The 23,815-nt window shown below is 64.1% G+C and carries 25 protein-coding genes and 2 tRNA genes; 17 read left to right on the top strand and 10 right to left on the bottom strand.

Annotated features, from left to right (window positions below; all coding sequences use genetic code 11):
- Nucleotide 1 precedes the first annotated feature (1 nt).
- A complete protein-coding gene (locus J3474_RS19085) occupies nt 2–256 on the bottom strand; it encodes a hypothetical protein (RefSeq protein WP_041559042.1) in 255 nt (84 codons plus the stop codon).
- A 257-nt stretch (nt 257–513) separates the two neighbouring features.
- On the opposite strand from J3474_RS19085, the gene thyA reads away from it, so the two are divergent.
- From thyA to J3474_RS19065, 4 genes are all read left to right on the top strand, one after another.
- Nucleotides 514–1,488, top strand: coding sequence for a thymidylate synthase (thyA, locus tag J3474_RS19080; RefSeq protein ID WP_207095238.1), 975 nt, complete (start codon nt 514–516; stop codon nt 1,486–1,488).
- Between the two features lie 112 nt (nt 1,489–1,600).
- Entirely contained in the window at nt 1,601–2,899 is a 1,299-nt protein-coding gene (locus J3474_RS19075) for a 3-methyl-2-oxobutanoate dehydrogenase (2-methylpropanoyl-transferring) subunit alpha (RefSeq protein WP_013833892.1), read from the top strand.
- Nucleotides 2,900–2,904: 5 nt separating this feature from the next.
- Nucleotides 2,905–3,957 (top strand): alpha-ketoacid dehydrogenase subunit beta, encoded by a 1,053-nt coding sequence (locus J3474_RS19070; protein WP_207095237.1) that lies wholly within the window; start codon nt 2,905–2,907, stop codon nt 3,955–3,957.
- Between the two features lie 4 nt (nt 3,958–3,961).
- The gene (locus tag J3474_RS19065; RefSeq protein ID WP_207095236.1) at nt 3,962–5,293 is read left to right on the top strand and encodes a dihydrolipoamide acetyltransferase family protein; all 1,332 of its coding nucleotides are present in this window, start codon (nt 3,962–3,964) and stop codon (nt 5,291–5,293) included.
- Nucleotides 5,294–5,361: 68 nt separating this feature from the next.
- On the opposite strand, the gene J3474_RS19060 is transcribed toward J3474_RS19065, so the two are convergent.
- Entirely contained in the window at nt 5,362–5,811 is a 450-nt protein-coding gene (locus J3474_RS19060) for a hypothetical protein (RefSeq protein WP_207095235.1), read from the bottom strand.
- 216 nt (nt 5,812–6,027) lie between these two features.
- Between J3474_RS19060 and J3474_RS19055 the strand changes: the two genes are divergently transcribed.
- Both J3474_RS19055 and J3474_RS19050 read left to right on the top strand, forming a co-directional pair.
- Nucleotides 6,028–6,104: transfer RNA gene (locus J3474_RS19055), tRNA-Asp, on the top strand.
- Between the two features lie 66 nt (nt 6,105–6,170).
- A tRNA-Asp gene (locus J3474_RS19050) sits at nt 6,171–6,247 on the top strand.
- Nucleotides 6,248–6,482: 235 nt separating this feature from the next.
- Here J3474_RS19050 and J3474_RS19045 read toward each other — a convergent pair.
- The 4 genes from J3474_RS19045 to J3474_RS19030 all read right to left on the bottom strand — a co-directional run bounded on the left by J3474_RS19045 (nt 6,483) and on the right by J3474_RS19030 (nt 8,038).
- Nucleotides 6,483–6,698, bottom strand: coding sequence for a DUF2842 domain-containing protein (locus tag J3474_RS19045; RefSeq protein ID WP_207095234.1), 216 nt, complete (start codon nt 6,696–6,698; stop codon nt 6,483–6,485).
- A gap of 1 nt (nt 6,699) precedes the next feature.
- Nucleotides 6,700–7,302: a 5-formyltetrahydrofolate cyclo-ligase gene (locus J3474_RS19040; protein ID WP_207095233.1), complete on the bottom strand. Its 603-nt coding sequence runs from the start codon at nt 7,300–7,302 to the stop codon at nt 6,700–6,702.
- A gap of 156 nt (nt 7,303–7,458) precedes the next feature.
- Nucleotides 7,459–7,782: a cell division protein ZapA gene (locus J3474_RS19035; protein WP_013833887.1), complete on the bottom strand. Its 324-nt coding sequence runs from the start codon at nt 7,780–7,782 to the stop codon at nt 7,459–7,461.
- A gap of 40 nt (nt 7,783–7,822) precedes the next feature.
- Nucleotides 7,823–8,038, bottom strand: coding sequence for a hypothetical protein (locus J3474_RS19030; protein WP_207095232.1), 216 nt, complete (start codon nt 8,036–8,038; stop codon nt 7,823–7,825).
- Nucleotides 8,039–8,227: 189 nt separating this feature from the next.
- Between J3474_RS19030 and tkt the strand changes: the two genes are divergently transcribed.
- The 6 genes from tkt (at nt 8,228) to J3474_RS19000 (ending at nt 15,259) form a co-directional block, all read left to right on the top strand.
- The gene (gene tkt / locus J3474_RS19025) at nt 8,228–10,216 is read left to right on the top strand and encodes a transketolase (protein ID WP_207095231.1); all 1,989 of its coding nucleotides are present in this window, start codon (nt 8,228–8,230) and stop codon (nt 10,214–10,216) included.
- A gap of 14 nt (nt 10,217–10,230) precedes the next feature.
- The gene (gap, locus tag J3474_RS19020; RefSeq protein ID WP_007014945.1) at nt 10,231–11,238 is read left to right on the top strand and encodes a type I glyceraldehyde-3-phosphate dehydrogenase; all 1,008 of its coding nucleotides are present in this window, start codon (nt 10,231–10,233) and stop codon (nt 11,236–11,238) included.
- Nucleotides 11,239–11,300: 62 nt separating this feature from the next.
- Complete coding sequence (locus tag J3474_RS19015; protein WP_207095230.1) at nt 11,301–11,735, top strand: MOSC domain-containing protein; 435 nt, start codon at nt 11,301–11,303, stop codon at nt 11,733–11,735.
- Complete coding sequence (locus tag J3474_RS19010; protein WP_007014947.1) at nt 11,732–12,943, top strand: phosphoglycerate kinase; 1,212 nt, start codon at nt 11,732–11,734, stop codon at nt 12,941–12,943. The genes J3474_RS19015 and J3474_RS19010 overlap by 4 nt, the downstream gene beginning before the upstream one ends.
- A 123-nt stretch (nt 12,944–13,066) precedes the next feature.
- Nucleotides 13,067–13,978: a fructose bisphosphate aldolase gene (locus tag J3474_RS19005; RefSeq protein ID WP_207095229.1), complete on the top strand. Its 912-nt coding sequence runs from the start codon at nt 13,067–13,069 to the stop codon at nt 13,976–13,978.
- A gap of 258 nt (nt 13,979–14,236) precedes the next feature.
- Nucleotides 14,237–15,259 carry a methyl-accepting chemotaxis protein gene (locus tag J3474_RS19000; protein ID WP_207095228.1) on the top strand — a complete coding sequence of 341 codons (1,023 nt, stop codon included), beginning with the start codon at nt 14,237–14,239 and terminating at the stop codon, nt 15,257–15,259.
- Here the strand turns inward: J3474_RS19000 and J3474_RS18995 are convergent.
- Nucleotides 15,256–15,696: a hypothetical protein gene (locus J3474_RS18995; RefSeq protein WP_207095227.1), complete on the bottom strand. Its 441-nt coding sequence runs from the start codon at nt 15,694–15,696 to the stop codon at nt 15,256–15,258. The genes J3474_RS19000 and J3474_RS18995 overlap by 4 nt on opposite strands.
- Nucleotides 15,697–15,813: 117 nt before the next feature.
- On the opposite strand from J3474_RS18995, the gene thiE reads away from it, so the two are divergent.
- Nucleotides 15,814–16,485 (top strand): thiamine phosphate synthase, encoded by a 672-nt coding sequence (gene thiE / locus J3474_RS18990; RefSeq protein ID WP_007014951.1) that lies wholly within the window; start codon nt 15,814–15,816, stop codon nt 16,483–16,485.
- A 26-nt stretch (nt 16,486–16,511) separates the two neighbouring features.
- On the opposite strand, the gene J3474_RS18985 is transcribed toward thiE, so the two are convergent.
- On the bottom strand, nt 16,512–17,606 hold the full coding sequence (locus J3474_RS18985; protein ID WP_207095226.1) for a helix-turn-helix transcriptional regulator: 1,095 nt from the start codon (nt 17,604–17,606) through the stop codon (nt 16,512–16,514).
- Between the two features lie 108 nt (nt 17,607–17,714).
- Here J3474_RS18985 and cysD point away from each other — a divergent pair, with 108 nt between their 5' ends.
- The 4 genes from cysD to J3474_RS18965 all read left to right on the top strand — a co-directional run bounded on the left by cysD (nt 17,715) and on the right by J3474_RS18965 (nt 21,843).
- Complete coding sequence (gene cysD / locus J3474_RS18980) at nt 17,715–18,617, top strand: sulfate adenylyltransferase subunit CysD (RefSeq protein ID WP_007014954.1); 903 nt, start codon at nt 17,715–17,717, stop codon at nt 18,615–18,617.
- A complete protein-coding gene (gene cysN / locus J3474_RS18975; RefSeq protein ID WP_013833881.1) occupies nt 18,617–20,542 on the top strand; it encodes a sulfate adenylyltransferase subunit CysN in 1,926 nt (641 codons plus the stop codon). Before cysD ends, cysN begins: the two co-directional genes overlap by 1 nt.
- On the top strand, nt 20,542–21,279 hold the full coding sequence (locus J3474_RS18970; protein WP_207095225.1) for a 3'(2'),5'-bisphosphate nucleotidase CysQ: 738 nt from the start codon (nt 20,542–20,544) through the stop codon (nt 21,277–21,279). Before cysN ends, J3474_RS18970 begins: the two co-directional genes overlap by 1 nt.
- 117 nt (nt 21,280–21,396) lie before the next feature.
- Nucleotides 21,397–21,843, top strand: a complete 447-nt coding sequence (locus J3474_RS18965) for a MarR family winged helix-turn-helix transcriptional regulator (RefSeq protein ID WP_013833878.1) — start codon at nt 21,397–21,399, stop codon at nt 21,841–21,843.
- Between the two features lie 44 nt (nt 21,844–21,887).
- Here J3474_RS18965 and J3474_RS18960 read toward each other — a convergent pair whose 3' ends face one another.
- On the bottom strand, nt 21,888–22,883 hold the full coding sequence (locus J3474_RS18960; protein WP_207095224.1) for a class I adenylate-forming enzyme family protein: 996 nt from the start codon (nt 22,881–22,883) through the stop codon (nt 21,888–21,890).
- A gap of 271 nt (nt 22,884–23,154) precedes the next feature.
- On the bottom strand, nt 23,155–23,550 hold the full coding sequence (locus J3474_RS18955) for a MarR family winged helix-turn-helix transcriptional regulator (RefSeq protein WP_242528485.1): 396 nt from the start codon (nt 23,548–23,550) through the stop codon (nt 23,155–23,157).
- Nucleotides 23,551–23,815 lie beyond the last annotated feature (265 nt).

Below are 23,815 nucleotides of genomic sequence, written 5' to 3'. Positions count from 1 at the left end.
GTTATGTCTTCTTTGAAGGATCGGGCGAACCGCACAGGAATTCCGGAACCGAGATCAGCAGCGCGCCTTGCTTCAAGGCTTCCATGGCAAGATGACCTTGCGGAATGCGCAGGATGAAGGCGCCCTCGTAAGGTCCCGGAGCAACCACTTCGGCACCGCGCTGGCGCGACCAGGCGACTGTATGGGCCGCTCCGCTTCCATCCAGGGGCAGGTAGATGGCTGCGCCCCCTTCTGCGGGAGACAGCGCGACGAGCATCGCGAGGCCTGCAATAAGCCCTTGCAGCGCAAGAGGAGCGGGCAGGAATCGGGAAAGGACAGATCTGGGCGATGGGACCATGCAATCGATTATGCACCATGGGGTCCTGCATTGGCGCAAAGCCGATCCTAAGGGCGAACCCGGATCGTCACATCCTTCGAAGGTAATGCATCGGGACCATTCATCCTGGTGCGTTGGCGGGGAAATTGAGCGCGCCGCCTCTTTTCGCTCGGGGCCGGCGGGTCTAGGCTTTGCCCATGAACGCGCCATCGACACTGCTTCGATCCGAATCGCCACCCAGCGGCCGCGCGCCGCACTGGGAGTGGCAATATCTCGATCTCATGCGCCATATCTGGGAGCACGGCGACGAGCGGGTGGACCGCACCGGGGTTGGAACGCGGTCAGTCTTCGGTGCAACGATCCGCTTCGACCTTGCAGACGGGGCCATGCCGCTGCTCACCACCAAGCGGGTCTACTGGAAGACGGCGACGCGTGAGCTGCTCTGGTTCCTGACCGGCGACACCAACATCCGTTCGCTTTGCGCGCAAGGGGTGCAGATCTGGACCGACTGGCCGCTCGATCGCTATCGCCGCGAAACCGGCGACCAGATCTCGCGCGCGGACTTTTCCGACCGGATCGTTGCCGATGCCGCATTCGCCGAGAAGTGGGGCGACCTCGGACCGGTTTACGGCAAGCAATGGGTCGATTGGCCGGTCTTTGAGGATGCCGGAAACGGACTTTTCCGCCGGCGCGAACAGGGCGTCAATCAGGTTGCGCAGGTGATCGCATCCTTGCAGGAGAACCCCGGCAGCCGTCGCCACATCATCGAGGGGTGGAACGTCGCCGAGCTTGACGCGATGGCTCTCCCACCCTGCCACAAGACCTATCAGTTCCATGTAGCGGGTGGCCGTCTTTCGTGCCTGCTTTACCAGCGCAGCTGCGATTTAGGTCTGGGATTCGCGTTCAACATGTGGTCGCTTGCCCTGTTGACCCGCATGTTCGCGCAGCAATGCAACCTGGAGCCGGGCGAAGTCGTTTGGACAGGGGGTGATGTCCATCTCTACCTCAACCATGGTGCGCTGGTGGAAGAGCAGATTTCCCGCAAGCCCGAGGGGCAGGCGACGCTCGAGATCCTGCGGCGTCCGCAAAGCGTCTTCGACTATCGTATCGAAGACTTCGAAGTGCGTGGATATGCGCCCCAGTCGCACATCTCCGCACCGGTTGCGGTCTGATTGACATTGCGGGGGTTTGTAATATTATGACTCATCCGTAGAATTTTGATACGCTCCGATTCTCCCGGTGCGTGGAGTTCTCACGGGCCGAAACTGGCGGGAGAGAACGAAAATGGGCGAAAGTCCGGTCAGGTCTGGAAAGCCGCGCGGCAACTTGCCGCCGCTTGAACTCTATGTGCCCGAGCCGAAGTACAGGCCGGGCGACAAGGTCGATTACTCGGAGCTGGATATTCCCGAGCCGGGCGAGCTGGCGCGGCCCGACGAGGCCTGCGCGGCAAGCGAAACCTGGCCGCTTACGACCGACATGATCCGCGTCCTGGGTGATGACGACAAGGCGGTCGGTCCCTGGAACCCCAATCTCGACCCGGAATCGCTGCGCCGCATGCTGCGCAACATGGCGCTTACCCGCGCCTTCGACGATCGGATGTATCGCGGCCAGCGGCAGGGCAAGACCAGCTTCTACATGAAGTGCACCGGCGAAGAGGCGATTTCGGTCGCCTGCGCATTGGCGCTGGCCGGCGACGACATGGTCTTCCCCAGTTATCGCCAGCAAGGCATCCTGATCTCGCGCGGGTATCCGCTGGTCGACATGATCAACCAGATCTACTCGAACCGCGCGGACCGGTTGAAGGGCCGCCAGTTGCCGATCATGTACTCGGCGCGCGACTATGGCTTCTTCACCATCTCGGGCAATCTTGCCACGCAGTTCCCGCAGGCCGTCGGCTGGGCCATGGCAAGCGCGATCAAGGGCGACACGCGCATCGCCACCAGCTTCATCGGCGAAGGCTCCAGCGCAGAGGGCGATTTCCACGCGGCGATGACCTTTGCCGCCGTTTACAATGCGCCGGTCGTGCTCAACGTCGTCAACAACCAGTGGGCGATCTCGAGCTTTTCCGGCTTTGCAGGGGCCGAGCGCACGACCTTTGCCGCTCGCGCCGCGGGCTATGGCATTGCCGGGCTGCGCGTGGACGGAAACGATGCGCTGGCGGTCTATGCGGCGATGGAGTGGGCGGCCAACCGCGCCCGCGCCAACCTCGGTCCCACGCTCATCGAGCATTTCACCTACCGCGCCGAGGGCCATTCGACCTCGGACGATCCCAGCGCCTACCGTTCGGCGCACGAGCGCGAGGAATGGCCGCTGGGCGATCCGATCATGCGGCTCAGGAACCATCTGATCGCGATCGGCGAGTGGTCGGAAGACCGGCACGCCGACATGGACCGCGAACTGGCGGAAGAGGTGAAGGCGGCGACCAAGGAGGCCGAAAAGAACGGCATCCTCGGCCATGGCCTGCACCATCCGTTCCACACCATGTTCGAAGACGTCTTCGAGGAACTTCCCTGGCATCTGGACGAACAGGCCGAGCAGGCCATTCGCGAACGCCAGATGAAGTGGCCCGAGTGGAAGGAGTAAGGGCAATGCTCGAAGAAGAAGCTGTAAGCCTCCACGATGCCCCCACGCGCTCGCTCAACATGATCGAGGCGATCAACGAAGCGCTCGACGTCATGATGGCGCGCGATCCCGATGTCGTCATACTAGGCGAGGACGTGGGCTATTTCGGCGGCGTCTTCCGCGCGACCGCGGGCCTGCAGGGCAAGTATGGCAAGGACCGAGTGTTCGATTCGCCGATCAACGAATGCGGGATCATCGGTGCGGCAGTCGGCATGGCCGCCTATGGCCTGCGTCCGGTGCCGGAGATCCAGTTTGCCGATTATATCTATCCCGGCCTCGACCAGCTCGTGTCCGAAGCGGCGCGCCTGCGCTATCGTTCGGCAGGCGAATTCGTGGCCCCGATCACGGTCCGCTCTCCCTTCGGTGGCGGCATCTTCGGCGGCCAGACGCATAGCCAGAGCCCCGAGGCCCTTTTCACCCATGTAGCGGGCCTCAAGACGGTGATCCCGTCGACCCCGCACGATGCCAAGGGGCTGCTGATCGCCGCGATCGAGGACAACGATCCGGTCATCTTCTTCGAACCCAAGCGCATCTACAACGGACCCTTCGACGGCTATTACGACAACCCGTCCAAGAGCTGGAAGAACCATGCCGGGGGCAAGGTGCCCGAGGGCTACTATTCCATCCCGCTGGGCAAGGCGCGGGTCGTGCGCGAAGGCGCGGCGATGACCGTGCTGGCCTACGGCACGATGATCCACGTGGTCGAGGCGGTGCTTGCCGAAAAGGGCGTCGATGCCGAAATCATCGACCTGCGCACGCTTGTCCCGCTGGACATAGAGACTGTGCAAAAGTCGGTGGAAAAGACCGGCAAATGTCTCATCGTCCATGAGGCGACGCGCACTTCGGGCTTCGGCGCCGAGCTTTCCGCGCTCGTCCAGGAGCGTTGCTTCTATCACCTCGAGGCGCCGATCGAGCGCGTGACGGGTTTCGACACGCCTTATCCGCACAGCCTCGAGTGGGCCTATTTCCCCGGTCCCGTCCGCATCGGCGAGGCGGTCGACCGGCTCATGAAGGATTGATCCGATGGGTCGCTATACATTCCGCCTCCCCGATATCGGGGAAGGCATTGCCGAAGCCGAGATCGTCGCCTGGCACGTGAAGATCGGCGACATGGTCGAGGAAGACGGCCGTGTTGCGGACATGATGACCGACAAGGCGACGGTCGAGATGGAAAGCCCGGTCTCGGGCAAGGTGATCGAGGTCGCCGGAGCGGAAGGCGACGTTATCGCCATCGGTTCGCCGCTGGTGGTGATCGAGGTGGAAGGCGAGGGTAACGAGCGGGACGGCAAGGGCGGTCGCCCCGCTGCTGCACCGGCGCCGGCTCCTGAGGAGACGGCCGCAAAGGAACCGGCAGCGGCGCCGGCCCCCGAACCCACGATTGAACCGGCTCCCGCTCCCGTTGCCGAAAAGAGCCAAGCGCCCGCTCCCGCGCCTGCACCGACGCCGAGCCCGGCCCCGGTGCCGGCCCGCGCGATGGGTCATGCGCGCGTCATGGCCAGCCCGGCGGTTCGCAAGCGCGCGGCAGACCTCGGCATCGATCTGGGCGAAGTCCGCCCGGCCGAGGATGGCCGCATCCGCCATTCCGACCTCGACGCTTTCCTGTCCTACAATGCCGCGGGCGGCTTTCAGCCTGCCGGTCTGAAAGGCAAGGACGAGCAGGTCCGCGTCATCGGCCTGCGCCGCCGCATTGCCGAGAACATGGCGGCATCCAAGCGCCAGATCCCGCATTTCGCCTATGTCGAGGAATTCGACGTAACGGCGCTGGAGGAAACCCGCGCGCAGCTCAATGAAGGGCGTGGAGATCGTCCCAAGCTTACGATGCTGCCGTTCCTGATCGCGGCGATCTGCAAGCTGATGCCCAGGTACCCGATGCTCAACGCCCATTACGACGATGAGGCGGGCGTGGTGACGCGCTATGGTTCGGTACACTTGGGCATGGCAGCGCAGACTCCGGCCGGGCTGATGGTCCCGGTGATCCGCGATGCACAGGATCGCAACCTCTGGCAGCTTGCGAGCGAGATCTCGCGCCTCGCGCGGGCGGCGCGCGACGGTTCGGCCAAGTCCACGGAGCTCTCCGGCTCGACGATCACGCTGACCTCGCTCGGCCCGATGGGCGGGGTGGCGACGACACCGGTCATCAATCGCCCCGAAGTTGCGATCATCGGTCCCAACCGCATAGTCGAGCGCCCGATGTTCGTGCGCGATGCCGGCGGCGTGGAGCGGATCGAGAAGCGCAAGACGATGAACATCTCGATGAGCTGCGACCATCGCGTCGTCGACGGATGGGATGCCGCCAGCTTCGCGCAGGACCTCAAGAAGCTGATCGAAGCACCGGCGCTCATTCTCGCCGGTTAGGAACCGAAGGAAAGGGCGGCTTGCGCCAGGGTGCGGGCCGCCGTCCTGCTTTCACCGAAAATCGGCTATCAGCGCACGATGGCGCTGTAGGCGAGCTGGCCGCGGCCATTTGCGGCGCTGCCTGCCGGAATGCGCCAGCGTACATGGGTGACGTCCTCTGCCGTCGCCAGTCGCCCACCCTTGCGTAGAGCGCCGAGGTGGCCCCAGGTGCGGCCGCCGTCCACCGAGACTTCCTGTCCCTCGCTCGCGCTCGCCTCATAGGCAAGCTTCGTGGGCATCGGGTTGGTGATGACGAAGCCCCCGTTGCCGCCCATGCGGTACCAGGTGACAACGGTCACGACCTTGTCCCCGCGCGAAAGGCGCGCGGCCGGCTCGAGGCGGCTGCTCGAATCCGCCATGACCTTCTCGACGAAGACGGCGCTGTCGGTGGCAACCGAAACCGGCGCCGCCGGTTGTGCCAGGGCCGGCGCACACAGCGCCTGCGTCATGGCTGCGATAAGGACGAACTTGCTTTTCATAGGTTCCGGACAGCCCCCGCTGACCTGTTGGCGATGCGGGGGAGATTGACGGCCAATTCGCCAAAATATGGTTAACACGGACTTGATCGCGCAGGCCTCGCATCGGCGTGCCGGGGCAGGGCGCGCAAAAAAACCACTTACCCTCTCAAGGCAGTTGACAGCCCGATGAGCCTGTCTTAGTGGCGCGGCTCCCAAGCGGACGCACCGCCTTAGAACGCGGGTGTAGCTCAGTTGGTTAGAGTGCCGGCCTGTCACGCCGGAGGTCGCGGGTTCGAGCCCCGTCACTCGCGCCACTTGGGAAAAGCCTGTGAAAACAGGATACATAGAAAGAACTGAGGTGCAGTTCTTTTCACTGGTGAGCGGGTGTAGCTCAGTTGGTTAGAGTGCCGGCCTGTCACGCCGGAGGTCGCGGGTTCGAGCCCCGTCACTCGCGCCACTTCAGGAATGTCCTGAGGTGAATCATCAGAAGAAAAGGCCGGGCATGTCCCGGCCTTTTTCTTTTTGCGATCAGCGCCCTGTGAAAGACATCGGGCAGCCTCTCTGAGGGTGCCGGGGCAGCGACTCGGTTACCCGCAGGTCAGGCATCTACCAGGACGGCTCGGTGCCGTACGGGCTTGCCGACTGCGCAGCTTGTCATGTCGATGTTCGCTAAGGCTTTAGGCTGCCGGGGCTCAACCCCAGCGGCCGGTCTCCATCCATATCAGGAAGCGACGCAGCGGCATGATCCAGGCGACGCCGAGCACGATGTAGACGGGCGTCTGCGCCAGGGCGTGCCAGTTACCGATCAGCGGCGGCACGTAAGTCGCGATGAGAATGCCGTAAACCGCAAGCGCGACGCACAGGCCCAGGACGCCGATCGGAATTCGCCATGTCGGGGTCTCGCGCATTTCATTCGCTTCCTTGATAGATCCGGGTCGGCGTCACGACGGCGTCGAGATGCCGATCGTGATCCTCGATCGGAAGCGCATCGGCGATCTGGCAGTCCCATGCAAGCCCGATGGCGCGCACCTGCGGATAGGCCTGGAGCCAGCGGTCGTAGTGTCCACCGCCCTGGCCGAGGCGTTCGCCGCGCTCGGTGAAGGCGATCAGCGGTACGACGACAAGATCGGGGATGAGCGCTTCGCCGGTTCGGTCCGGTTGCAGCCCGCCCCAGGGCGAGATTGCCAGTTCATCGTCCACGAAAGGATCGTTCCAGGCGCGAAATTCCATCGGGCTCTCGCGGGATTCGAAGGCGGGCAGGGCGATGCGGCGGTCATTCTCGACCAGCCAGCGCGCCCAGCCCAGCGAGGGTGCCTCGTCACCTACGGGATAATAAAGTCCGACCAGCGCCCCTTCGGGCATCATCTGCGCGATGGGAGAGGGCGGTCGGTTGAGCATGAGCGCACGCATGCCCTGGGGCAGCGCGGAGACATGCTCGCGCCGGGCGGTCCGGAAGGCCCTGCGCAGCCGGGCCTTTGCTTCATTCGCGGGAAATGGGGGTGACGGGTCCACCTTGGGTCGTTTTCCTAGAAATCCTCTGACGCCTCAACGTCAGGTGGGAGCCATGTGCGTCGGACCACGGTCCGGGCAGGGACAGCCCCCTTGGATTGCTTATAGCCTCAGGGATGTTCGAACGGCTCGTGCCGGGCAGATCCCGTCGAGCCCTAGTTAGGCGTTGCCGGCGTCAGCCTCAAGGAGGTTCGCGATATTTTCTATACGGCCCGCAACCTCGGCGAGGCGCTCGGCCAGATCTTCGGGCAGTTCGCTTGCCGGGGCGGGGGCGCTTGTGCCCGAGCGGCGCAGTTCATGCACTTCGTCCGCGAGCAGGAGCGCCGCGAAGAGCAGCATGCGCGTTTCGGTCTGACCCTGCGCGCCGGCCTGGCTGACCTTGGCGTCGATCAGGTCGCCCAGTTCGGAGACATGAGCCTCCTCGCCGTCGGCGCAAGCGACGGTGAAGCGGCGGGAGCCGATGGAAAGGGTGACGTTGCTCATGACTTCAGGGGCTTCGAAAATGCGATCTGAATCCGGCGGATCATTTATCGGCCCGTCCGATCAGCCCGTCGATCCGGGAGAGCGATTGCTCGACGCTTGCCTTGAGAGTCACGTGCCGGGTGGCGAGAGCCTCGTGCTGCCCGATCAGGGCCTCGTGGCGACCGCGCAGGTCTACAGCCTGCCGGGTTGCGCCCTCGACACGCGCAAGCGCTGCCTCGATCCTTTGCAGTGCTTCACAGATCGCCGTCTGTTCCATCCTCCGTTCGCTACCGGAAAGAAGATAAAACGCAAGCAATTGGCCCTTGTTGTTCACAATCATTTCGACGTGCGGTTCAACTGGTCGGTCGCGCGAAACTGACTGGCGAACTTGACGGGAAGCCGCCTCTCCCTAAAGGGGGTCCGGACTTTCGAATCGCCCAGTAATTTCCGTATCCGGAGCCATCAGATGACCCTCGCCCCCAACCGCCTCGCGCCGATGGCCAATGCCATCCGGGCGCTTTCGATGGATGCGGTCCAGGCTGCCAACAGCGGTCACCCCGGCATGCCGATGGGCATGGCGGACGTCGCCACGGTGCTGTTCTCCAAGTTTCTCAAGTTCGATCCCGCCGCGCCCAAGTGGGCCGACCGCGACCGCTTCGTGCTCTCGGCCGGCCACGGCTCGATGCTGATCTACTCGCTGCTCCACCTGACCGGCTATGCCAGCCCGACGATGGACGACATCCGCAACTTCCGTCAGCTCGGCTCGGTCTGCGCCGGTCACCCGGAAAACTTCCTGATCCCGGGCGTGGAATGCACCACCGGTCCGCTGGGGCAGGGCCTGGCGATGGCGGTCGGCATGGCGATGGCCGAGCGTCAGCTCAACGGCACTTTCGGTGACGACCTCGTCGACCACAAGACCTGGGTCATCGCCGGTGACGGCTGCCTCATGGAAGGCATCAACCACGAGGCGATCGGCCTGGCCGGCAACCTCAAGCTGGGCCGCCTCAAGGTCCTGTGGGACGACAACAACATCACCATCGACGGCGATACCTCGTTGTCGACGAGCGAAGACATCCCCGCGCGCTTCCGCGCTACCGGTTGGGACGTTTTCTCGTGCGACGGCCACGACTTTGCCGATATCGAGCGTGCGCTGGCCGAAGCCGCTGCCTCGGACAAGCCCTCGCTCGTTGCCTGCAAGACGGTGATCGGCAAGGGCGCACCCAACAAGCAGGGCAGCCATGACGTTCACGGTGCTGCGCTCGGCCCCGATGAAGTCGCCGCCGCTCGTGAATTCCTGGGCTGGACGGCAGCTCCGTTCGAGATCCCGGCCGAGATCCTTGCCGACTGGCGTTCGCTGGGCGAAGCCGGGGCCAAGGCCCGCGCCGAGTGGGAAGGCCGCCTGGCCGCCAGCGCCGACGCTGCCGAATTCAACCGCCGCATGGCCGGCGATCTTCCGGAAGGCGACGAGGCTGCGAAGACTTTCGCCAGCTGGCTCGACGGCGACACCACCGTCGCTACCCGCAAGGCTTCGGAAAACTGCCTCAACGTCCTGGCGCCGGTGGTGCCCGAGATGGTTGGCGGTTCGGCCGACCTTACCGGCTCGAACAACACCAAGGCCAAGTGCCAGGAGCCGTTCACCCCGGAAAACTACGCCGGTCGCTATGTCTATTACGGCATCCGCGAATTCGGCATGGCCGCGGCGATGAACGGCATGGCGCTGCATGGCGGCGTCATTCCCTACGGCGGCACCTTCCTGATCTTCTCGGACTACTGCCGCAATGCGATCCGCCTCTCGGCGCTGCAGCAGACCCGCGCGATCTACGTCCTGACCCACGATTCCATCGGCCTGGGCGAAGACGGTCCGACCCACCAGCCGATCGAGCAGGTCATGAGCCTGCGCCTGATCCCGAACCTCTACGTGTTCCGCCCCGCGGACGTGATCGAGACGGCAGAGTGCTGGAACATCGCGCTGCAGTCCAAGGATACGCCTTCGGTTCTTGCGCTGACCCGCCAGAATCTGCCGCAGCTGCGCAATAGCGGTGACATGCTTTCGGCGCGCGGCGCCTACACGCTTCGTCATGCTGCGGCCGACCGCAAGGTCATCCTGATCGCCAGCGGTTCCGAAGTGGAACTGGCCGTGAAGGTCGCCGAGCAGCTGGAATCGCAGAACATCGGCGCCGATGTCGTCTCGATGCCCTGCATGGAGCTGTTCGAAGCGCAGGATGAAGCGTACAAGCACGAAGTGCTGCCGCACGATGCGTCTGTCCTGCGCGTTTCGATCGAGGCCGGCTCGACGCTGGGCTGGGAGCGCTATACCGCTGCGAGCCGCAACGGCGGTCTCAACATCGGCATCGACCGGTTCGGCGCGTCTGCGCCGGCAAAGGACCTGTTCGCACGCTTCGGTTTCACCGCCGAATCCATCGTGCCCAAGATTCTTGATAAGCTAAGCGCCTAAAGGAGGAGAATTTTATGGCGACCAAGGTTGCTATCAACGGTTTCGGACGTATCGGACGCCTTGTCGCCCGGGCCATTCTCGAGCGCCCCGACTGCGGTCTCGACCTCGTTTCGATCAACGACCTGGCCGACACCAAGTCGAATGCTCTCCTTTTTGCCTATGACAGCACCCACGGTCGCTTCCCCGGCACCGTCGAGGCCGGCGAAGGCAAGATCACCGTCAACGGCAAGGACATCGTCGTCACTGCCGAGCGCGATCCGGGCAAGCTGCCGCACAAGGATCTGGGCATCGACATCGTGCTCGAGTGCACGGGCTTCTTCCAGTCGAAGGAAGCGTCGCAGCCGCACCTCGACGCGGGCGCCAAGCGCGTGCTGATCTCGGCCCCGGCCACCGGCGTCGACAACACCGTCGTCTTCGGCGTGAACCACGAGACGCTGACCGCCGATCACATCGTCGTGTCGAACGCTTCGTGCACCACGAACTGCCTCGCCCCGGTTGCCAAGGTCCTCAACGACACCGTCGGCATCGAGCGTGGCTTCATGACCACGATCCACAGCTACACCAACGACCAGCGCATGCTCGACCAGATCCACAGCGATCTGCGCCGCGCCCGTGCCGGTGCCGCCAACATGATCCCGACCACCACGGGCGCTGCCCGCGCGGTCGGCCTCGTGCTGCCGGAACTCAAGGGCAAGCTGGACGGTTCGTCGGTCCGCGTGCCGACCCCGAACGTAAGCCTAGTCGACCTGTGCTTCGTGCCGAAGCGCGACACCACCAAGGAAGAAATCAACGCCGCTCTCAAGGCAGCGTCGGAAGGCCCGATGAAGGGCGTCCTGGCCTACACCGAAGAGCCGCTGGTTTCGTCGGACTTCAACCACTACCCGGCGAGCTCGACCGTCGACAGCCTCGAGACGGCCGTCATGGAAGGCAAGTTCGTCCGCGTCGTATCCTGGTACGACAACGAGTGGGGCTTCTCGAACCGCATGCTCGACACTGCGGGTGCGATGGCGAAGTTCCTCTGAAAGTGAATCCGGCGACGGGCACACTCCTTGGCATAGCGCGGCGTTCGCGATCGCGTGGAACCATGGAGGAATTGTCGTCCGTCGCCGTCACTGCCGCCGCGGGAGTCCAGGGGGACTTTCGCGGCGCCGTGCGTCAGGGCCCCGATGGGGCAAGAAAGCAGCCGCGCCGGCAGGTCTCGCTGATCGAGGCCGAGAGCTGGCGCGCAGCCCTGCGCGATCTCGACATTCCCGACGACGCGTTCCTGCCGTGGCATGCACGGCGGGCGAACCTGTGCGTCTCGGGACTGCGCCTGCCGCGAGCGGCGGGGGCGGTAATCGCGATCGGGCCGACCTGCCGCATCGAGATAACCATGGAATGCGATCCATGCAGCCGCATGGATGAAATCGAGCCCGGACTGATGGCCGCGCTGGCGCCGGACTGGCGTGGCGGCGTGCTGGGCCGGGTTCTGGACGATGGCGAGATTGCCGTCGGAGACGAAGTAAGGATCGAGCAATGAGCGCTTTCAAGACCCTGGACACCCTCGAATCTGACCTGGGCGACGTGACCGGCAAGGTGGCGCTGGTACGTGTCGACCTCAACCTGCCGATGAAGGACGGCCTCGTTACCGACGAGACCCGCATTCGTGCATGTGCTCCCACGATCCTGGAACTAGCCGGGAAGGGCGCCAAGGTCCTGCTTCTGGCACACTTCGGCCGTCCCAAGGGCGAGCGCTCCTCCACCATGTCGCTATCGATGGTGGTCGGTGCGGTCGAGAGGGTGCTGGGCAAGGAAGTCATGTTCGTGCCCGAAGTCGCCGGTCCGGTGGTTGCGCAGTCGGTCGGCATCCTGCGTGCCGGTGACATCGCGATCCTTGAGAACACGCGCTTCTGGAAGGGCGAGGAAAAGAACGATGCCGATTTCGTGAAGGCGATTGCCGAAAACGGCGACTTCTACGTCAACGACGCGTTCTCCGCCGCGCACCGCGCCCATGCGACGACCGAGGGCCTCGCCCGCGTCCTGCCCGCCTATGCGGGCCGCTCGATGCAGGCAGAGCTTGAAGCGCTGGACAAGGCGCTGGGCGCTCCGGAAAAGCCGGTGGCGGCCGTCGTCGGCGGAGCCAAGGTTTCCTCCAAGCTCGACGTGCTCAAGCACCTTGTCGGCCAGGTCGATCACCTGATCATCGGCGGGGGCATGGCCAACACCTTCCTCGCCGCCAAGGGCGTCGACGTGGGCAAGTCGCTTTGCGAGCACGACCTGACCGGCACTGCCAACGAGATCCTCGAGGCGGCCGACACGTCAGGCTGCACCGTGCATCTGCCCTATGAGGTCGTCGTGTCGAAGGAATTCGCGGCCAACCCGGCTTCCTTGCGCACCTGCAACGTCCACGAGGTCGCCTCTGACGAGATGATCCTCGACGTCGGTCCGCTGGCGGTCGAAGCCCTCGGCGATGTGCTCAAGACTTGCCGGACGCTGGTCTGGAACGGTCCGATGGGCGCCTTCGAGACGGTGCCCTTTGATGCGGCCACTGTCGCCCTTGCGCGCACGGCAGCCGCACTGACCGTCGAAGGTTCGCTGATTTCGGTCGCCGGTGGCGGCGATACCGTGGCGGCGCTCAATCACGCGGGCGTGGCGCAGGACTTTTCGTATATCTCGACGGCCGGCGGTGCCTTCCTTGAATGGATGGAAGGCAAGGAACTGCCCGGCGTCGCCGTGCTGGAGGCCTGAGCGCGATCCGCACCTCGCGAGGCAAAGGCGCTTGAGCGGATTAAGCCCTTTGCCGAGGTTGCGCGCCGGGTCCCCCGCCGATAGCCCCGATTACCAACAGGTGAGACAAACAGGAGGAGAACCATGCAAGTTTCACAGATGACGGCCAAGATGGCCGATGGCGACGGCTTTATTGCCGCGCTCGACCAGAGCGGCGGCTCCACGCCAAAGGCACTCAAGGGCTACGGCATCGAGGAAGGCGCCTGGTCGACCGAAGAGGAAATGTTCGGCCTGATCCACCAGATGCGCAGCCGCATCATCTCTTCTCCTGCCTTCAGCGGCGAAAAGGTCATCGGCGCGATCCTGTTCGAGCGCACCATGGACGGTCAGGTCGACGGCGTTCCCACCCCGACTGCGCTGATCAACAAGGGCATCGTGCCCTTCATCAAGATCGACAAGGGCCTCGAGGACGAGGCCAACGGCGTGCAGTTGATGAAGCCGATGCCCACGCTCGACGCGCTGCTGGAGCGTTCAAGGGCGCTCGGCGTCTTCGGTACCAAGGAGCGTTCGGTGATCAATTCCGCCAACGCCGAAGGCATCGCCGCCGTGGTCAAGCAGCAGTTCGAGATCGGCCAGCAGGTTCTCTCGCACGGCATGATGCCGATCATCGAGCCCGAGGTGAACATCAAGAGCGAGACGCGCGCCGAGTGCGACAAGATCCTGCTTGCCGAGATCCTCAAGAATCTCGACGCGCTGCCGGAAGGCCAGCAGGTCATGCTCAAGCTATCGCTGCCGGTCGTCCCGGGCACGTTCGACGCACTGGTCGATCACCCCAAGGTGCTGCGCGTCGTCGCGCTCTCGGGCGGATACGAGCGTCCCGAGGCCTGCGTCGAGCTGGCCAGGAACAAGGGCATCATCGCCAGCTTCAGCCGCGCGCTGCTGCAGGACCTGCGTGCGCAGATGAGCGACGCGGAGTTCGACGCCTCGCTCGGCGCGGCGATCAATGAGATCTACAAGGGTTCTACCCAGAAGGCCGGCGCTGCTGCGGCTGCCTGACAGGTCTGACCTTGCCGGAATGATGAAAGGCGGTGCCCCGGCGGGCGCCGCCTTTTTTCTTGCGACCATGGCGACATCCTGAGGGCGTTATACGTACATCTCCTGATGCCGGTCTGCGCTCCCGATCAAGCATGTGTGCGTAGCGTGGGCCGAGCGGCATGCGAATGCCGACAAGAATGACCGGGGCGCCAAGCATGTCCCCGGCACCGGAGAGCGGTTCTGCAGGCAGGGGAAAGGCAAGAGTCCGACAGGAGTGGTATGCAGGATCAGATAATCGACCTCGCACTGGAACTGACGAAGGTCACCAAGGCCAAGATTGCCGATCTCGACCAGATCATGATGCGCACGCAGATTCTATCGATGAATGCGCGCCTGGAAGCCGCGCGCGCTGGCGAAGCGGGCAAGAGCTTCAGCGTCGTGGCGCAGGAGATGGGCTCGGTATCGCGCGAAGTGACGGAACTGTCCGGCTCGCTCAACCTTGCGATCAGCGAGAATGCCGCGCGCATCCAGAATGCCGGCGAAGAAATGATGATGGGCTTCAAGGGCAGCCGCTATGCCGACATGGCGCGCAATGCCGTGGAGATCATGGACCGTAACCTCTACGAGCGCTCCTGCGACGTGCGCTGGTGGGCGACTGACAGCGCCGTGGTCAGCGTGGCCGAGCAGCCCGGCGCCGAAGCTGTCGCCCATGCGACATCCCGGCTTGCCACGATCCTGCGGTCCTACACCGTCTATCTCGATCTGTGGATCGCGGACCGTTCGGGCAAGGTTATCGCCAATGGCCGTCCCGACCGCTACCGCGGGGTGATCGGAGCCGACGTCTCGCGCGAGGACTGGTTCCGGCGCGGCCTTGCAACCGCTGACGGCGATGATTTCGCGGTCTGCGATGTCGAGAAAGTTGCCCGTCTGGGCAATGCGCAAGTCGCGACATATTCCACTGCCATTCGCGCCGGGGGCGAAACCGGCGGCAGATCCGTGGGTGTGCTGGGGATCTTCTTCGACTGGGAGCCGCAGGCCCGGTCCATCGTCGAGGGCATTTCGCTGTCGCAGGAGGAGCGCAAGCACAGCAAGGTGATGCTGCTCGACTCCCGCTACCGCGTGATTGCCTCGACCGAGCCCGGTGCTTTCGGCAAGACCTATCCGCTCAAGCCTGAGGCCGAATGGGGCTATGGCAACAAGGACGGCAAGATCGTCGCCTATGGCCTGACGCCCGGCTACGAGACCTATCGCGGGCTGGGCTGGTACGGTTGCATCGAGAGCGCGATGAACGCTGCGGCCTAGAGCCCGCCCATGAAGCGGAAGCCGAAGCGGTAGGTTCCCGGATCGATCACGCCGCCGCTTTCGCCTCCGGCTACCCGGTCGGGCCGTATCTCGACGAGTTCAAGGCTTCCGTCTGCTATCTGGAGCGGCTTGCCCGAGGTGATTTCGCGCGTGGCGCTGCCGGAACCGAGGTCGATGCGGATGCGCAGGCGGACCTGCCCGGCCCAGACGCAGCGGGCGTTCATTGGACAGCGGCTGTCTTCAAGGACTTCCAGCGGCGTGACGCGCGGACCGTCGACATAGACGCTCTGGCCAAGCGCGGCGTAGGTGAGGGGCGCTTGGTCGTCTCCTGCGCTCTCGCTCGCCTGTTCCTGCGGCGGCGATGGCGGCGGCAGCGGGGCGGACTGCGGCTCTGCCGGAGGTATGATGGTGCACCCGGCAAGGGCGAAAGCGGCCATGAAACCGGCGAGCAGGGCCTGAGATTGTCTTGCGATCATGGGGGCAATCACAACATGTGGCAGATGAACCGCTCCGGAATGCTTGGCGCAAGCCGCGTGCAGGGCTAGAGGGCAGCCATGACCGATCAAATCGACACCGACCAAGCCGAACAGGACGAAATCGAGCGCGAGCCGACGCTGCTCTACCTGATCTCTCCGCTCAAGGTGGACGGGGACTTCCCGCAGCGCCTGGCCCGCGCGCTCGACGCAGGGCCGGTGGCTGCCTTCCAGTTCCGCGTTAAGGACATCGACCAGCACGAGGCCGCGCGCCTTGCCGAGCCGTTGCAGGCGATCTGCGCCGAGCGGGAGGTTGCCTTCATCGTCAACGATTCGATCAGCCTCGCCAAGCGCCTGGGGGCGGACGGCGTGCATCTGGGGCAGGAAGACGGCACCGTCGAGGAAGCGCGCAAGGCGCTTGGCCGCGATGCGCAGATCGGCGTCACCTGTCACGACAGCCGCCACCTTGCAATGGAAGCAGGCGATGCCGGCGCCGACTATGTCGCCTTTGGGGCCTATTTCCCCACGACGACCAAGGACGTGAAGCACAAGGCGGGTCTCGACCTGCTCGAATGGTGGCAGCGCATCTTCGAGATCCCCTGCGTTGCCATCGGCGGGATCACCCCGGAGAACTGCGGAGCGTTGGTCGCGGCCGGAGCGGACTTCCTGGCTGTGTCGGGGGCGGTCTGGAATGGCGATGAGGCGGCCGCGGTGAAGGCCTTCAACGAGGCGATTGCTGCCGCGATGCCGTGATGCCGCGATGCCGTTATGCCTTGCGGTCAGGCGAGGACCGCGGTGCTTTCATAGACGAGGCGCACCAGTTCGGCCTGACCGCGCACGCCCAGCTTGGCGTATAGCCGCTTAGAATAATTGCGCGCGGTCTCCAGCGTGAGCCCCATGCGTTCGGCGCTCTCGGCGATCGAATGTCCACCGGCAAGTTCCATGGCCAGCTCGGCCTCACGCGGAGGCAAGTCGTGAACCTGTGCCAGCCGCGCTGCGCCGTCTGCGGGCAATTCGCGGGGTAGCGGGACAAGCGCCAGGATGTCTCCGGGGTCTTCGCTGCCCGCGTCCATGGCCATGAGCAGCGCTTCCATCCGGGGCACCTGGCGCAGCAGAACGGCGCGCGCCGGGCGGCCCGGATCATCCGCAAGGTCCGCCATCGCTGCCGCCAGTTCGCGATCCGTGCCCTGATCGAGGCCGCGCAGCCGTTCGCCGATGCGCGGCTCGGTGCCGCAATGGGCCTCCCAGTAGGTGGCGGTCTCGGGGTCGATGGCGGTGAGGCGCTGGTCGAGATCGAAGGTCATCCAGCCCCGTCCGGCGCGGGCGAGGCTCAGGGCATTGATGCGCGCGAGCAGGCGGTCGCGTTCGGCGGCGACCAGATTGCCCAGCGCGATTCCGACATAGGGAGCAAGGTTGGAGAGCAGCGCGCTATCGGCGGCAGAGCAAGGTTTTGCGCGGGCCAGCATCAGCCACGCGGTGAAGCTGTCACCGTCGGTGATGCGGACCACGCGTTCGTCGGCAAGGCCGAGGTTGGCCATTCTGCGCGCGCGGGCCGCCCGCGCTACAGGGTCGTGCTCGACGAGTTCGGAGAGGCTGTATACCCGGTTGGGGCGCAACTGTTCGAAAAGCGCGCGGTCGGTTTCGAATGGATCGGGACTGTTGGTCTCGGCCGCCCGGCGTCTCAGGTCCTCGCCCGCGAAATAGGTGGACTTTCGGCCACCGGTCCAATCGTGCGTGTGATGGATAAGTCCGATATGGTTTGCATCGGTTCGGCGGCGCAGGCGCTCGAGGAACGTCGCAAAGCGCGGGTTCTCATGCGTTCCCGTGAACAGGGGAAGGATCAGGTCCGTTTCGTCGGTGCTGGTCAGGGCCATACCCTCCCATATGGGAGGTTCGCGGAAAAGTCATCCCTGCAATGACATGCGCGACAGACGGGCGACGGCCGCGCCGATCCCCGCCGAAGCCCACGCGAAGGGATTGAGATGAAGACACTGACCCACCTCGAGAGGCTGGAGGCCGAGAGCATCCACATCATCCGGGAAGTCGTTGCCGAGGCCGAACGGCCGGTGATGCTCTACTCGGTCGGCAAGGACAGCGCCGTCATGCTGCACCTTGCGCGCAAGGCTTTCTATCCCTCGCCGCCGCCGTTCCCGCTGCTCCACGTCGACACGACCTGGAAGTTCAAGGCGATGTACGAGCTGCGCGACAAGATGGCCGAACTCTCGGGCATGGACCTGCTCGTCTACCAGAACCCCGAAGCGCAGGAGAAGGGCATCAATCCCTTCGACCACGGTTCGCTGCACACCGACATGTGGAAGACCGAGGGGCTCAAGCAAGCGCTGGACAAGTACGGCTTCGACGCTGCCTTCGGCGGTGCCCGCCGCGACGAGGAAAAAAGCCGCGCCAAGGAGCGCATCTTTTCGTTCCGGACTTCCTCGCATGGCTGGGACCCAAAGAACCAGCGCCCCGAGTTGTGGAACCTCTACAATGCCAAGAAGGCGCGCGGGGAATCGATCCGCGTCTTCCCGATCTCGAACTGGACCGAGCTCGACGTGTGGCAGTACATTCACCTCAACGACATTCCGATCGTGCCGCTCTACTTCGCCGAGAAGCGCCCGACCGTTGAGCGCGACGGCATGCTGCTGATGGTCGATGACGAACGCTTCCCGCTGCAGCCGGGCGAGGAGCCGGTCATGCGCTCGATCCGCTTCCGCACGCTGGGCTGCTACCCGCTGACCGGCGCTGTCGAGAGCGAGGCCAAGACCCTCCCCGAGGTGATCCAGGAAACGCTGCTCACCACCACGTCCGAGCGGCAGGGCCGCGCCATCGACAAGGATGCCGGCGGTGCCGGCATGGAAGTCAAGAAGCAGCAGGGGTACTTCTGATGACCGACACCAAGACCCACAACGATCCGGTGTACGTCGTCGACGAGCTGATCTCCAAGGATATCGACGCCTACCTCGAGCAGCATGAACACAAGACGATGCTGCGCTTCATCACCTGCGGCAGCGTCGACGACGGCAAGTCCACCCTGATCGGGCGCCTGCTCTACGATTCGAAGATGATCTTCGAGGACCAGCTCGATGCGCTGACTTCGGATTCGAAGAAGGTCGGTACGCAGGGGCAGGAAATCGACTTTGCACTGCTGGTCGACGGCCTCGCCGCCGAGCGTGAGCAGGGCATCACCATCGACGTCGCCTATCGCTTCTTCAACACCGAGAAGCGCAAGTTCATCGTCGCCGACTGCCCGGGCCACGAACAGTACACCCGCAACATGGTGACCGGCGCCTCGACCGCCGACCTCGCGGTGATCCTGATCGACGCGCGCAAGGGCGTGCTCGTCCAGACGCGCCGTCACAGCTACCTGTGCCACCTGATCGGCATCAAGAACATCGTCCTGGCCGTCAACAAGATGGACCTTGTCGATTACAGCCAGGAAGTCTTCGACAAGATCGTTGCCGATTATTCCGAGTTCGCCAACTCGATCGGGATCGAGAGCTTCACGGCCATGCCGATCTCGGGCTTCAAGGGCGACAACATCACCACGCTCTCGGCGAATACGCCGTGGTACAAGGGGCCGACGCTCGTCGAGCATCTCGAGACCGTCGAAGTCATCAGCTCGGTCGACGCCGACAAGCCGCTGCGCATGCCGGTACAATGGGTCAACCGCCCGAACCTCGACTTCCGCGGTTTCTCGGGCCTTATCGCGACCGGCGCCGTCAGGCCCGGCGACAAGATCCGCGTCCTGCCTTCGGGCAAGACCAGCACGGTCAGCAAGGTCGTCACCTTCGATGGCGAGATCGAAGAGGCCGTGGCCGGCGAGTCGGTCACCGTCTGCTTCGAGGACGAGATCGACTGCTCGCGCGGTTCGGTGATTTCGATCGCCGACAATCCGCCGCAGACGGCCGACCAGTTCGAATCGACCATCGTATGGATGGCAGACGATGCGCTGGTGCCGGGGCGGGCCTACTGGCTCAAGCTTGCCACGCAAACGGTCTCGGTGACGGTCCATGAGCCCAAGTACACGGTCAACGTGAACACGATGGAGCACATGGCGGCCAAGACGCTTGAACTGAACGAGATCGGCGTGGCCGAGATCGTGACCGACAAGCAGATCGTGTTCGAGCCCTATGCGGACAATCGCGCACTGGGCGGGTTCATCCTCGTCGACAAGATGACCAACGCCACGGTTGCGGCGGGCATGATCAACTTCTCGCTGCGCCGTTCGCAGAACGTGCACTGGCAGGCGCTCGATATCGGCCGCAAGCAGCATGCCGCGCTCAAGAACCAGACCCCGGCGGTGCTGTGGTTCACCGGCCTTTCCGGCTCGGGCAAGTCGACCATCGCCAACATGGTCGAGAAGAAGCTGCACCGGATGAACCGGCACACCTTCCTGCTCGACGGCGACAATGTGCGTCATGGCCTGAACAAGGACCTCGGCTTCACTGAAACAGACCGCATCGAGAATATCCGCCGCGTCGGCGAAGTCTCCAAGCTGATGGCCGATGCCGGCCTGATCGTCATCACCGCGTTCATCTCGCCCTTCCAGGCGGATCGCGAAATGGTGCGCTCGATGCTTCCCGAGGGCGAGTTCTTCGAAGTCTTCATCGACACGCCGCTCAAGGTGGCCGAGGCGCGCGACGTCAAGGGCCTCTACAAGAAGGCGCGCTCCGGTGAGCTCAAGAACTTCACCGGCATCGATAGCCCCTACGAAGCGCCGCGCAGCCCGGAAATCCGGATCGACACGACCAAGATGTCGCCTGAAGAAGCGGCGAACCTGATCGTCGATACGCTTCTGGGAGACGCCTGATGACGATGACCGACGGCGATCTCGCCGCGCATCTGGCCGGGGTTGCCGGCAAGATCCTCATCGAGGTCCGCGAATCCGGCATGTTCGAGGGCAAGTCCCTCGGCAAGGCGGGTGACCAGACCGCGAACCAGTTCCTCGTCCGCGCGCTGCGTCAGCAGCGCGCGGATGACGGGCTGCTGTCCGAGGAAGAAAAGGACAACGCCGAACGCTTGTCGAAGGAGCGCGTGTGGATCGTCGATCCGGTCGACGGCACGCGCGAATATGGCGAGGAGCGCTCCGACTGGGCCGTACATGTAGGCATGGCATTGAACGGCGCGCCGGTCCTGGGCGCCGTCGCGCTGCCCGGTCTTGGCGAGGTCCTGCGTTCGGACCAGCCGGGTCAACTTCCCGTCGCGCCCGAGAAGCTGCGCATGGTGGTGAGCCGGACCCGCCCGGCCCGGGAAGCGACCGGCGTGTGCGAGGCGATCGGCGGTGAACTCGTGCCCATGGGCTCGGCCGGCGCAAAGGCCATGGCGATCCTGCGCGGCGAAGCGGATATCTACCTTCACTCGGGCGGCCAGTACGAATGGGATAGCTGCGCGCCAGCCGCGGTTGCGCTGGGCTGGGGCCTGCATGTGTCGCGCATCGACGGCAGCCCACTCGTCTACAACCAGCAGGACGTCTACATGCCCGACTTGCTGATCTGCCGTAAGGAACATGCCGCAATGGTCTTGCGCGAAGTGAAGGCCTTCCTGTGATTCAGATGCTTGCGGAGAGGGCCGGTCTCAAGCGCCCCTCCGCCAGCCTGCCGGGTGCAACAGGCGTCATAATAATTGCACTAGTCAATTATAAGCAAGACTACTAAGTTTGCGGCCATGGAAAGAAGGCTCGGCACACTCTTGGGGCAGGTCGCGCGGCTGATGCGCCGCAGTTTCGATCAGCGCGCGCGGGAAATCGGCATCACGCGCCCGCAGTGGCAAGTCATCTACGTCTTGCGTCGCCATGAGGGCATCAAGCAGGGCGAACTTGCTGAAATGCTCGAAGTCGAACCGATCACTGCCGGGCGCATGATCGATCGCATGCAGGACGCTGGCCTTGTCGAGCGCCGGGCCGATCCGTCCGATCGTCGGGCCTGGCGTCTGTTCCTGACCGAACGGGGCCTGGGCCTTGTCGGACAGTTGGAGCCGCTGTCAGAGGAAATTTCCGACCTGGCTCTTGCCGGCGTATCGGCTTCAGAACAGACCCAGCTGTTCGAAACTCTCGAGAAGATCCGCCTGAACCTTTCCGTCAAGCCTGTCGCGACCGCTCACGACAGGAAGTGAATGGCCGGACGGCGACGGGCATCAGTTCGCGCCCGCAGGGGCGCTCAGATGTTGATACGGGAGGTCGGTCCCTCGGAAGGTGGCAGCTTCACTTCGCCACCGGAAATGGCTGCGTGCTGCCGGTCATGCGCGAGGACGGTGATCGTATCGCGTGGCCCAGCGCGCCCCCAGGCGCTCGTGAAATCCGTCGAGGGAAACAGTTCGAGCGCTCGCCGCATGATCTCTAGAGGGATTTCGGCGCCAGCGCAGGCGATCCCCCGCAGCGTCGAGAGATCCCGCGCCATGCCCGCTTCCATCTGCTCGACGATGCGTGCCAGCAGGGCCGGGATCACCAGAGCCTGAGAGACGCGCTGCGCTTCCACCAGTGCAAACCAGCCCTCGGCGGTGATGCCGGGCAACAGGATGACCTTGCGATGGGCGTTCATCGCGCAGAGCAGGGCGACAATTCCCGCGGCATCATGGGGCGGCACTGCGAGCAGGGTAACGCCGGGTTCGTCGGTCGAAAGCGTGTGCGGGGCACGGGAGACGTGTTCCAGCAGCTCTGCATGGCGGAAGATTTCGGCCTTGGGCGACCCATTTGTGGTGTGCTGGAAAATCTCGATCGCCACGCCTTCGCCAGGATCGTACTCACGGGCATCGTCGGCAGGGACGGTTTCCTGCGCCTTGAGGCTGAATTCCTCGCGCGAGAAGATCGTGTATTCTTGCGAACCGGCAATGCGGGTGGCGCGTTCCTCGTCGCCGATCACGAGGGCTGGAGCGAGACGCTCCAGTTCGGTGGTCAGCACTTCGTCAGGCAGGGCGCAATCTAGCGGGCAGTACGGCACGCCTGCCAGAGCTGCGCCGAACATCGCGAAGACGGCGGCCTCGCTGCTTTCGTCGATGATTGCGACGGAATCGGCTTCGCTCTCTTGGATCAGTTCGAAAGCGCCGCGCGCGGCATCGAGCAGATCCCCGTATCGCCACGATCGCGCATTGCAGACCAATCCGATGTGGTCGGGTGCGGATGCGGCCGCGCGTTCGAGAAGGAGTGCGATGTTCATCTGATCTACTCAGCCTGAGGGACCGTGACGGCAGGGTGGTTGAAAGATCGGGGAAGGCGCGGAGGAGAGATGTTCGCGCGAAAGGCAGCGGGCCTGAAGAGCAAGCTCGGGAAATGATGCAGCAACTGTCAGCCGGGTCTCGACCATGGTCTCGACATCCTCACCGCTTTTTGATCCGCTTTCCGCTGAATGTAGTGCTTTTCGATGCAAAAGTCAGGGGGTGAGGGCGTATTTGGCGGCCGGGCTCCCGACCGAATGCGCGCCGCGCGAATCAGCCGCGACAAACGTTCTCGTAAATGCGCGCCATGAAATCGTGCAGCGTATCGATCTCCTCTGCGGAGAAGTTGCCGAACATGCGCTCTTCGCCTGCCGCGGCGATCTGGTGGAGTTGTTCGAGTAAGGGCGTGGCCGCATCCGTCAGGTATACGGCGCGGGCCCTGCGGTCGTCCTTGCGGTCGCGCCGGACCAGCAGGCCTTCGGCACAGAGCCTGTCGATAAGGCGTCCCGCCGAGGCTTCCGACATCTCCAGGTGCTCCGCAATCACGCGTTGGGTGGCACCTGGATTGCGGGAAACTACGGCGATCAGGGTCCATTGCGACCGGGTGACGTTGAGCGCTGCCACCTTGCGATCGAAATTGTTGCGTATGAGCCGGGCAATTACGGTCAAGTTTAGGGCAATCTGGCGGCGGGCGCTGTCGTTTTCGCCGCTGAGAGGATTTTTCGGGATGTCCGCGGTTGTCTTCTCAGCCTCAGTCGCCACGCCCGCTCCTTGTCGATTGTTCAACTCGCGTGCAGTGCGTCGGCGCTAGTGGAACCGATACAATTGCACATTGCGTAGGTGGGCTTCGCCGAGGTGCCGGGTCAAGTTCCCGGGCCGAGTTTTCGACCAATTGATAAATCGCCAGCCTGTCTGCAGTGCGCAACAGCTGGCA

The sequence above is a fragment of the Novosphingobium sp. PY1 genome (genome assembly GCF_017312445.1).
GTDB lineage: Bacteria > Pseudomonadota > Alphaproteobacteria > Sphingomonadales > Sphingomonadaceae > Novosphingobium.
Note: the sequence above shows the minus strand (reverse complement) of the source record. Positions and strands in the feature narration are given on the sequence as shown.

Bases quoted from the DNA above. Each gene is read 5' to 3' on its own strand.
- gap (WP_007014945.1), top strand. From the start codon at position 10,231: ATGGCGACCAAGGTTGCTATCAACGGTTTCGGACGTATCGGACGCCTT.
- J3474_RS19075 (WP_013833892.1), top strand. From the start codon at position 1,601: ATGGGCGAAAGTCCGGTCAGGTCTGGAAAGCCGCGCGGCAACTTGCCG.
- J3474_RS19070 (WP_207095237.1), top strand. From the start codon at position 2,905: ATGCTCGAAGAAGAAGCTGTAAGCCTCCACGATGCCCCCACGCGCTCG.
- thiE (WP_007014951.1), top strand. From the start codon at position 15,814: ATGACCGATCAAATCGACACCGACCAAGCCGAACAGGACGAAATCGAG.
- J3474_RS18965 (WP_013833878.1), top strand. From the start codon at position 21,397: ATGGAAAGAAGGCTCGGCACACTCTTGGGGCAGGTCGCGCGGCTGATG.
- J3474_RS19045 (WP_207095234.1), bottom strand. From the start codon at position 6,698: ATGCGCGAGACCCCGACATGGCGAATTCCGATCGGCGTCCTGGGCCTG.
- cysD (WP_007014954.1), top strand. From the start codon at position 17,715: ATGAAGACACTGACCCACCTCGAGAGGCTGGAGGCCGAGAGCATCCAC.
- J3474_RS19015 (WP_207095230.1), top strand. From the start codon at position 11,301: ATGGAGGAATTGTCGTCCGTCGCCGTCACTGCCGCCGCGGGAGTCCAG.
- J3474_RS19010 (WP_007014947.1), top strand. From the start codon at position 11,732: ATGAGCGCTTTCAAGACCCTGGACACCCTCGAATCTGACCTGGGCGAC.
- J3474_RS18995 (WP_207095227.1), bottom strand. From the start codon at position 15,696: ATGGCCGCTTTCGCCCTTGCCGGGTGCACCATCATACCTCCGGCAGAG.
- J3474_RS19005 (WP_207095229.1), top strand. From the start codon at position 13,067: ATGCAAGTTTCACAGATGACGGCCAAGATGGCCGATGGCGACGGCTTT.
- thyA (WP_207095238.1), top strand. From the start codon at position 514: ATGAACGCGCCATCGACACTGCTTCGATCCGAATCGCCACCCAGCGGC.
- J3474_RS18985 (WP_207095226.1), bottom strand. From the start codon at position 17,606: ATGGCCCTGACCAGCACCGACGAAACGGACCTGATCCTTCCCCTGTTC.
- J3474_RS19035 (WP_013833887.1), bottom strand. From the start codon at position 7,782: ATGAGCAACGTCACCCTTTCCATCGGCTCCCGCCGCTTCACCGTCGCT.
- tkt (WP_207095231.1), top strand. From the start codon at position 8,228: ATGACCCTCGCCCCCAACCGCCTCGCGCCGATGGCCAATGCCATCCGG.
- J3474_RS19085 (WP_041559042.1), bottom strand. From the start codon at position 256: ATGCTCGTCGCGCTGTCTCCCGCAGAAGGGGGCGCAGCCATCTACCTG.
- J3474_RS19000 (WP_207095228.1), top strand. From the start codon at position 14,237: ATGCAGGATCAGATAATCGACCTCGCACTGGAACTGACGAAGGTCACC.
- J3474_RS19065 (WP_207095236.1), top strand. From the start codon at position 3,962: ATGGGTCGCTATACATTCCGCCTCCCCGATATCGGGGAAGGCATTGCC.
- J3474_RS19030 (WP_207095232.1), bottom strand. From the start codon at position 8,038: ATGGAACAGACGGCGATCTGTGAAGCACTGCAAAGGATCGAGGCAGCG.
- cysN (WP_013833881.1), top strand. From the start codon at position 18,617: ATGACCGACACCAAGACCCACAACGATCCGGTGTACGTCGTCGACGAG.
- J3474_RS19060 (WP_207095235.1), bottom strand. From the start codon at position 5,811: ATGAAAAGCAAGTTCGTCCTTATCGCAGCCATGACGCAGGCGCTGTGT.
- J3474_RS18970 (WP_207095225.1), top strand. From the start codon at position 20,542: ATGACGATGACCGACGGCGATCTCGCCGCGCATCTGGCCGGGGTTGCC.
- J3474_RS18960 (WP_207095224.1), bottom strand. From the start codon at position 22,883: ATGAACATCGCACTCCTTCTCGAACGCGCGGCCGCATCCGCACCCGAC.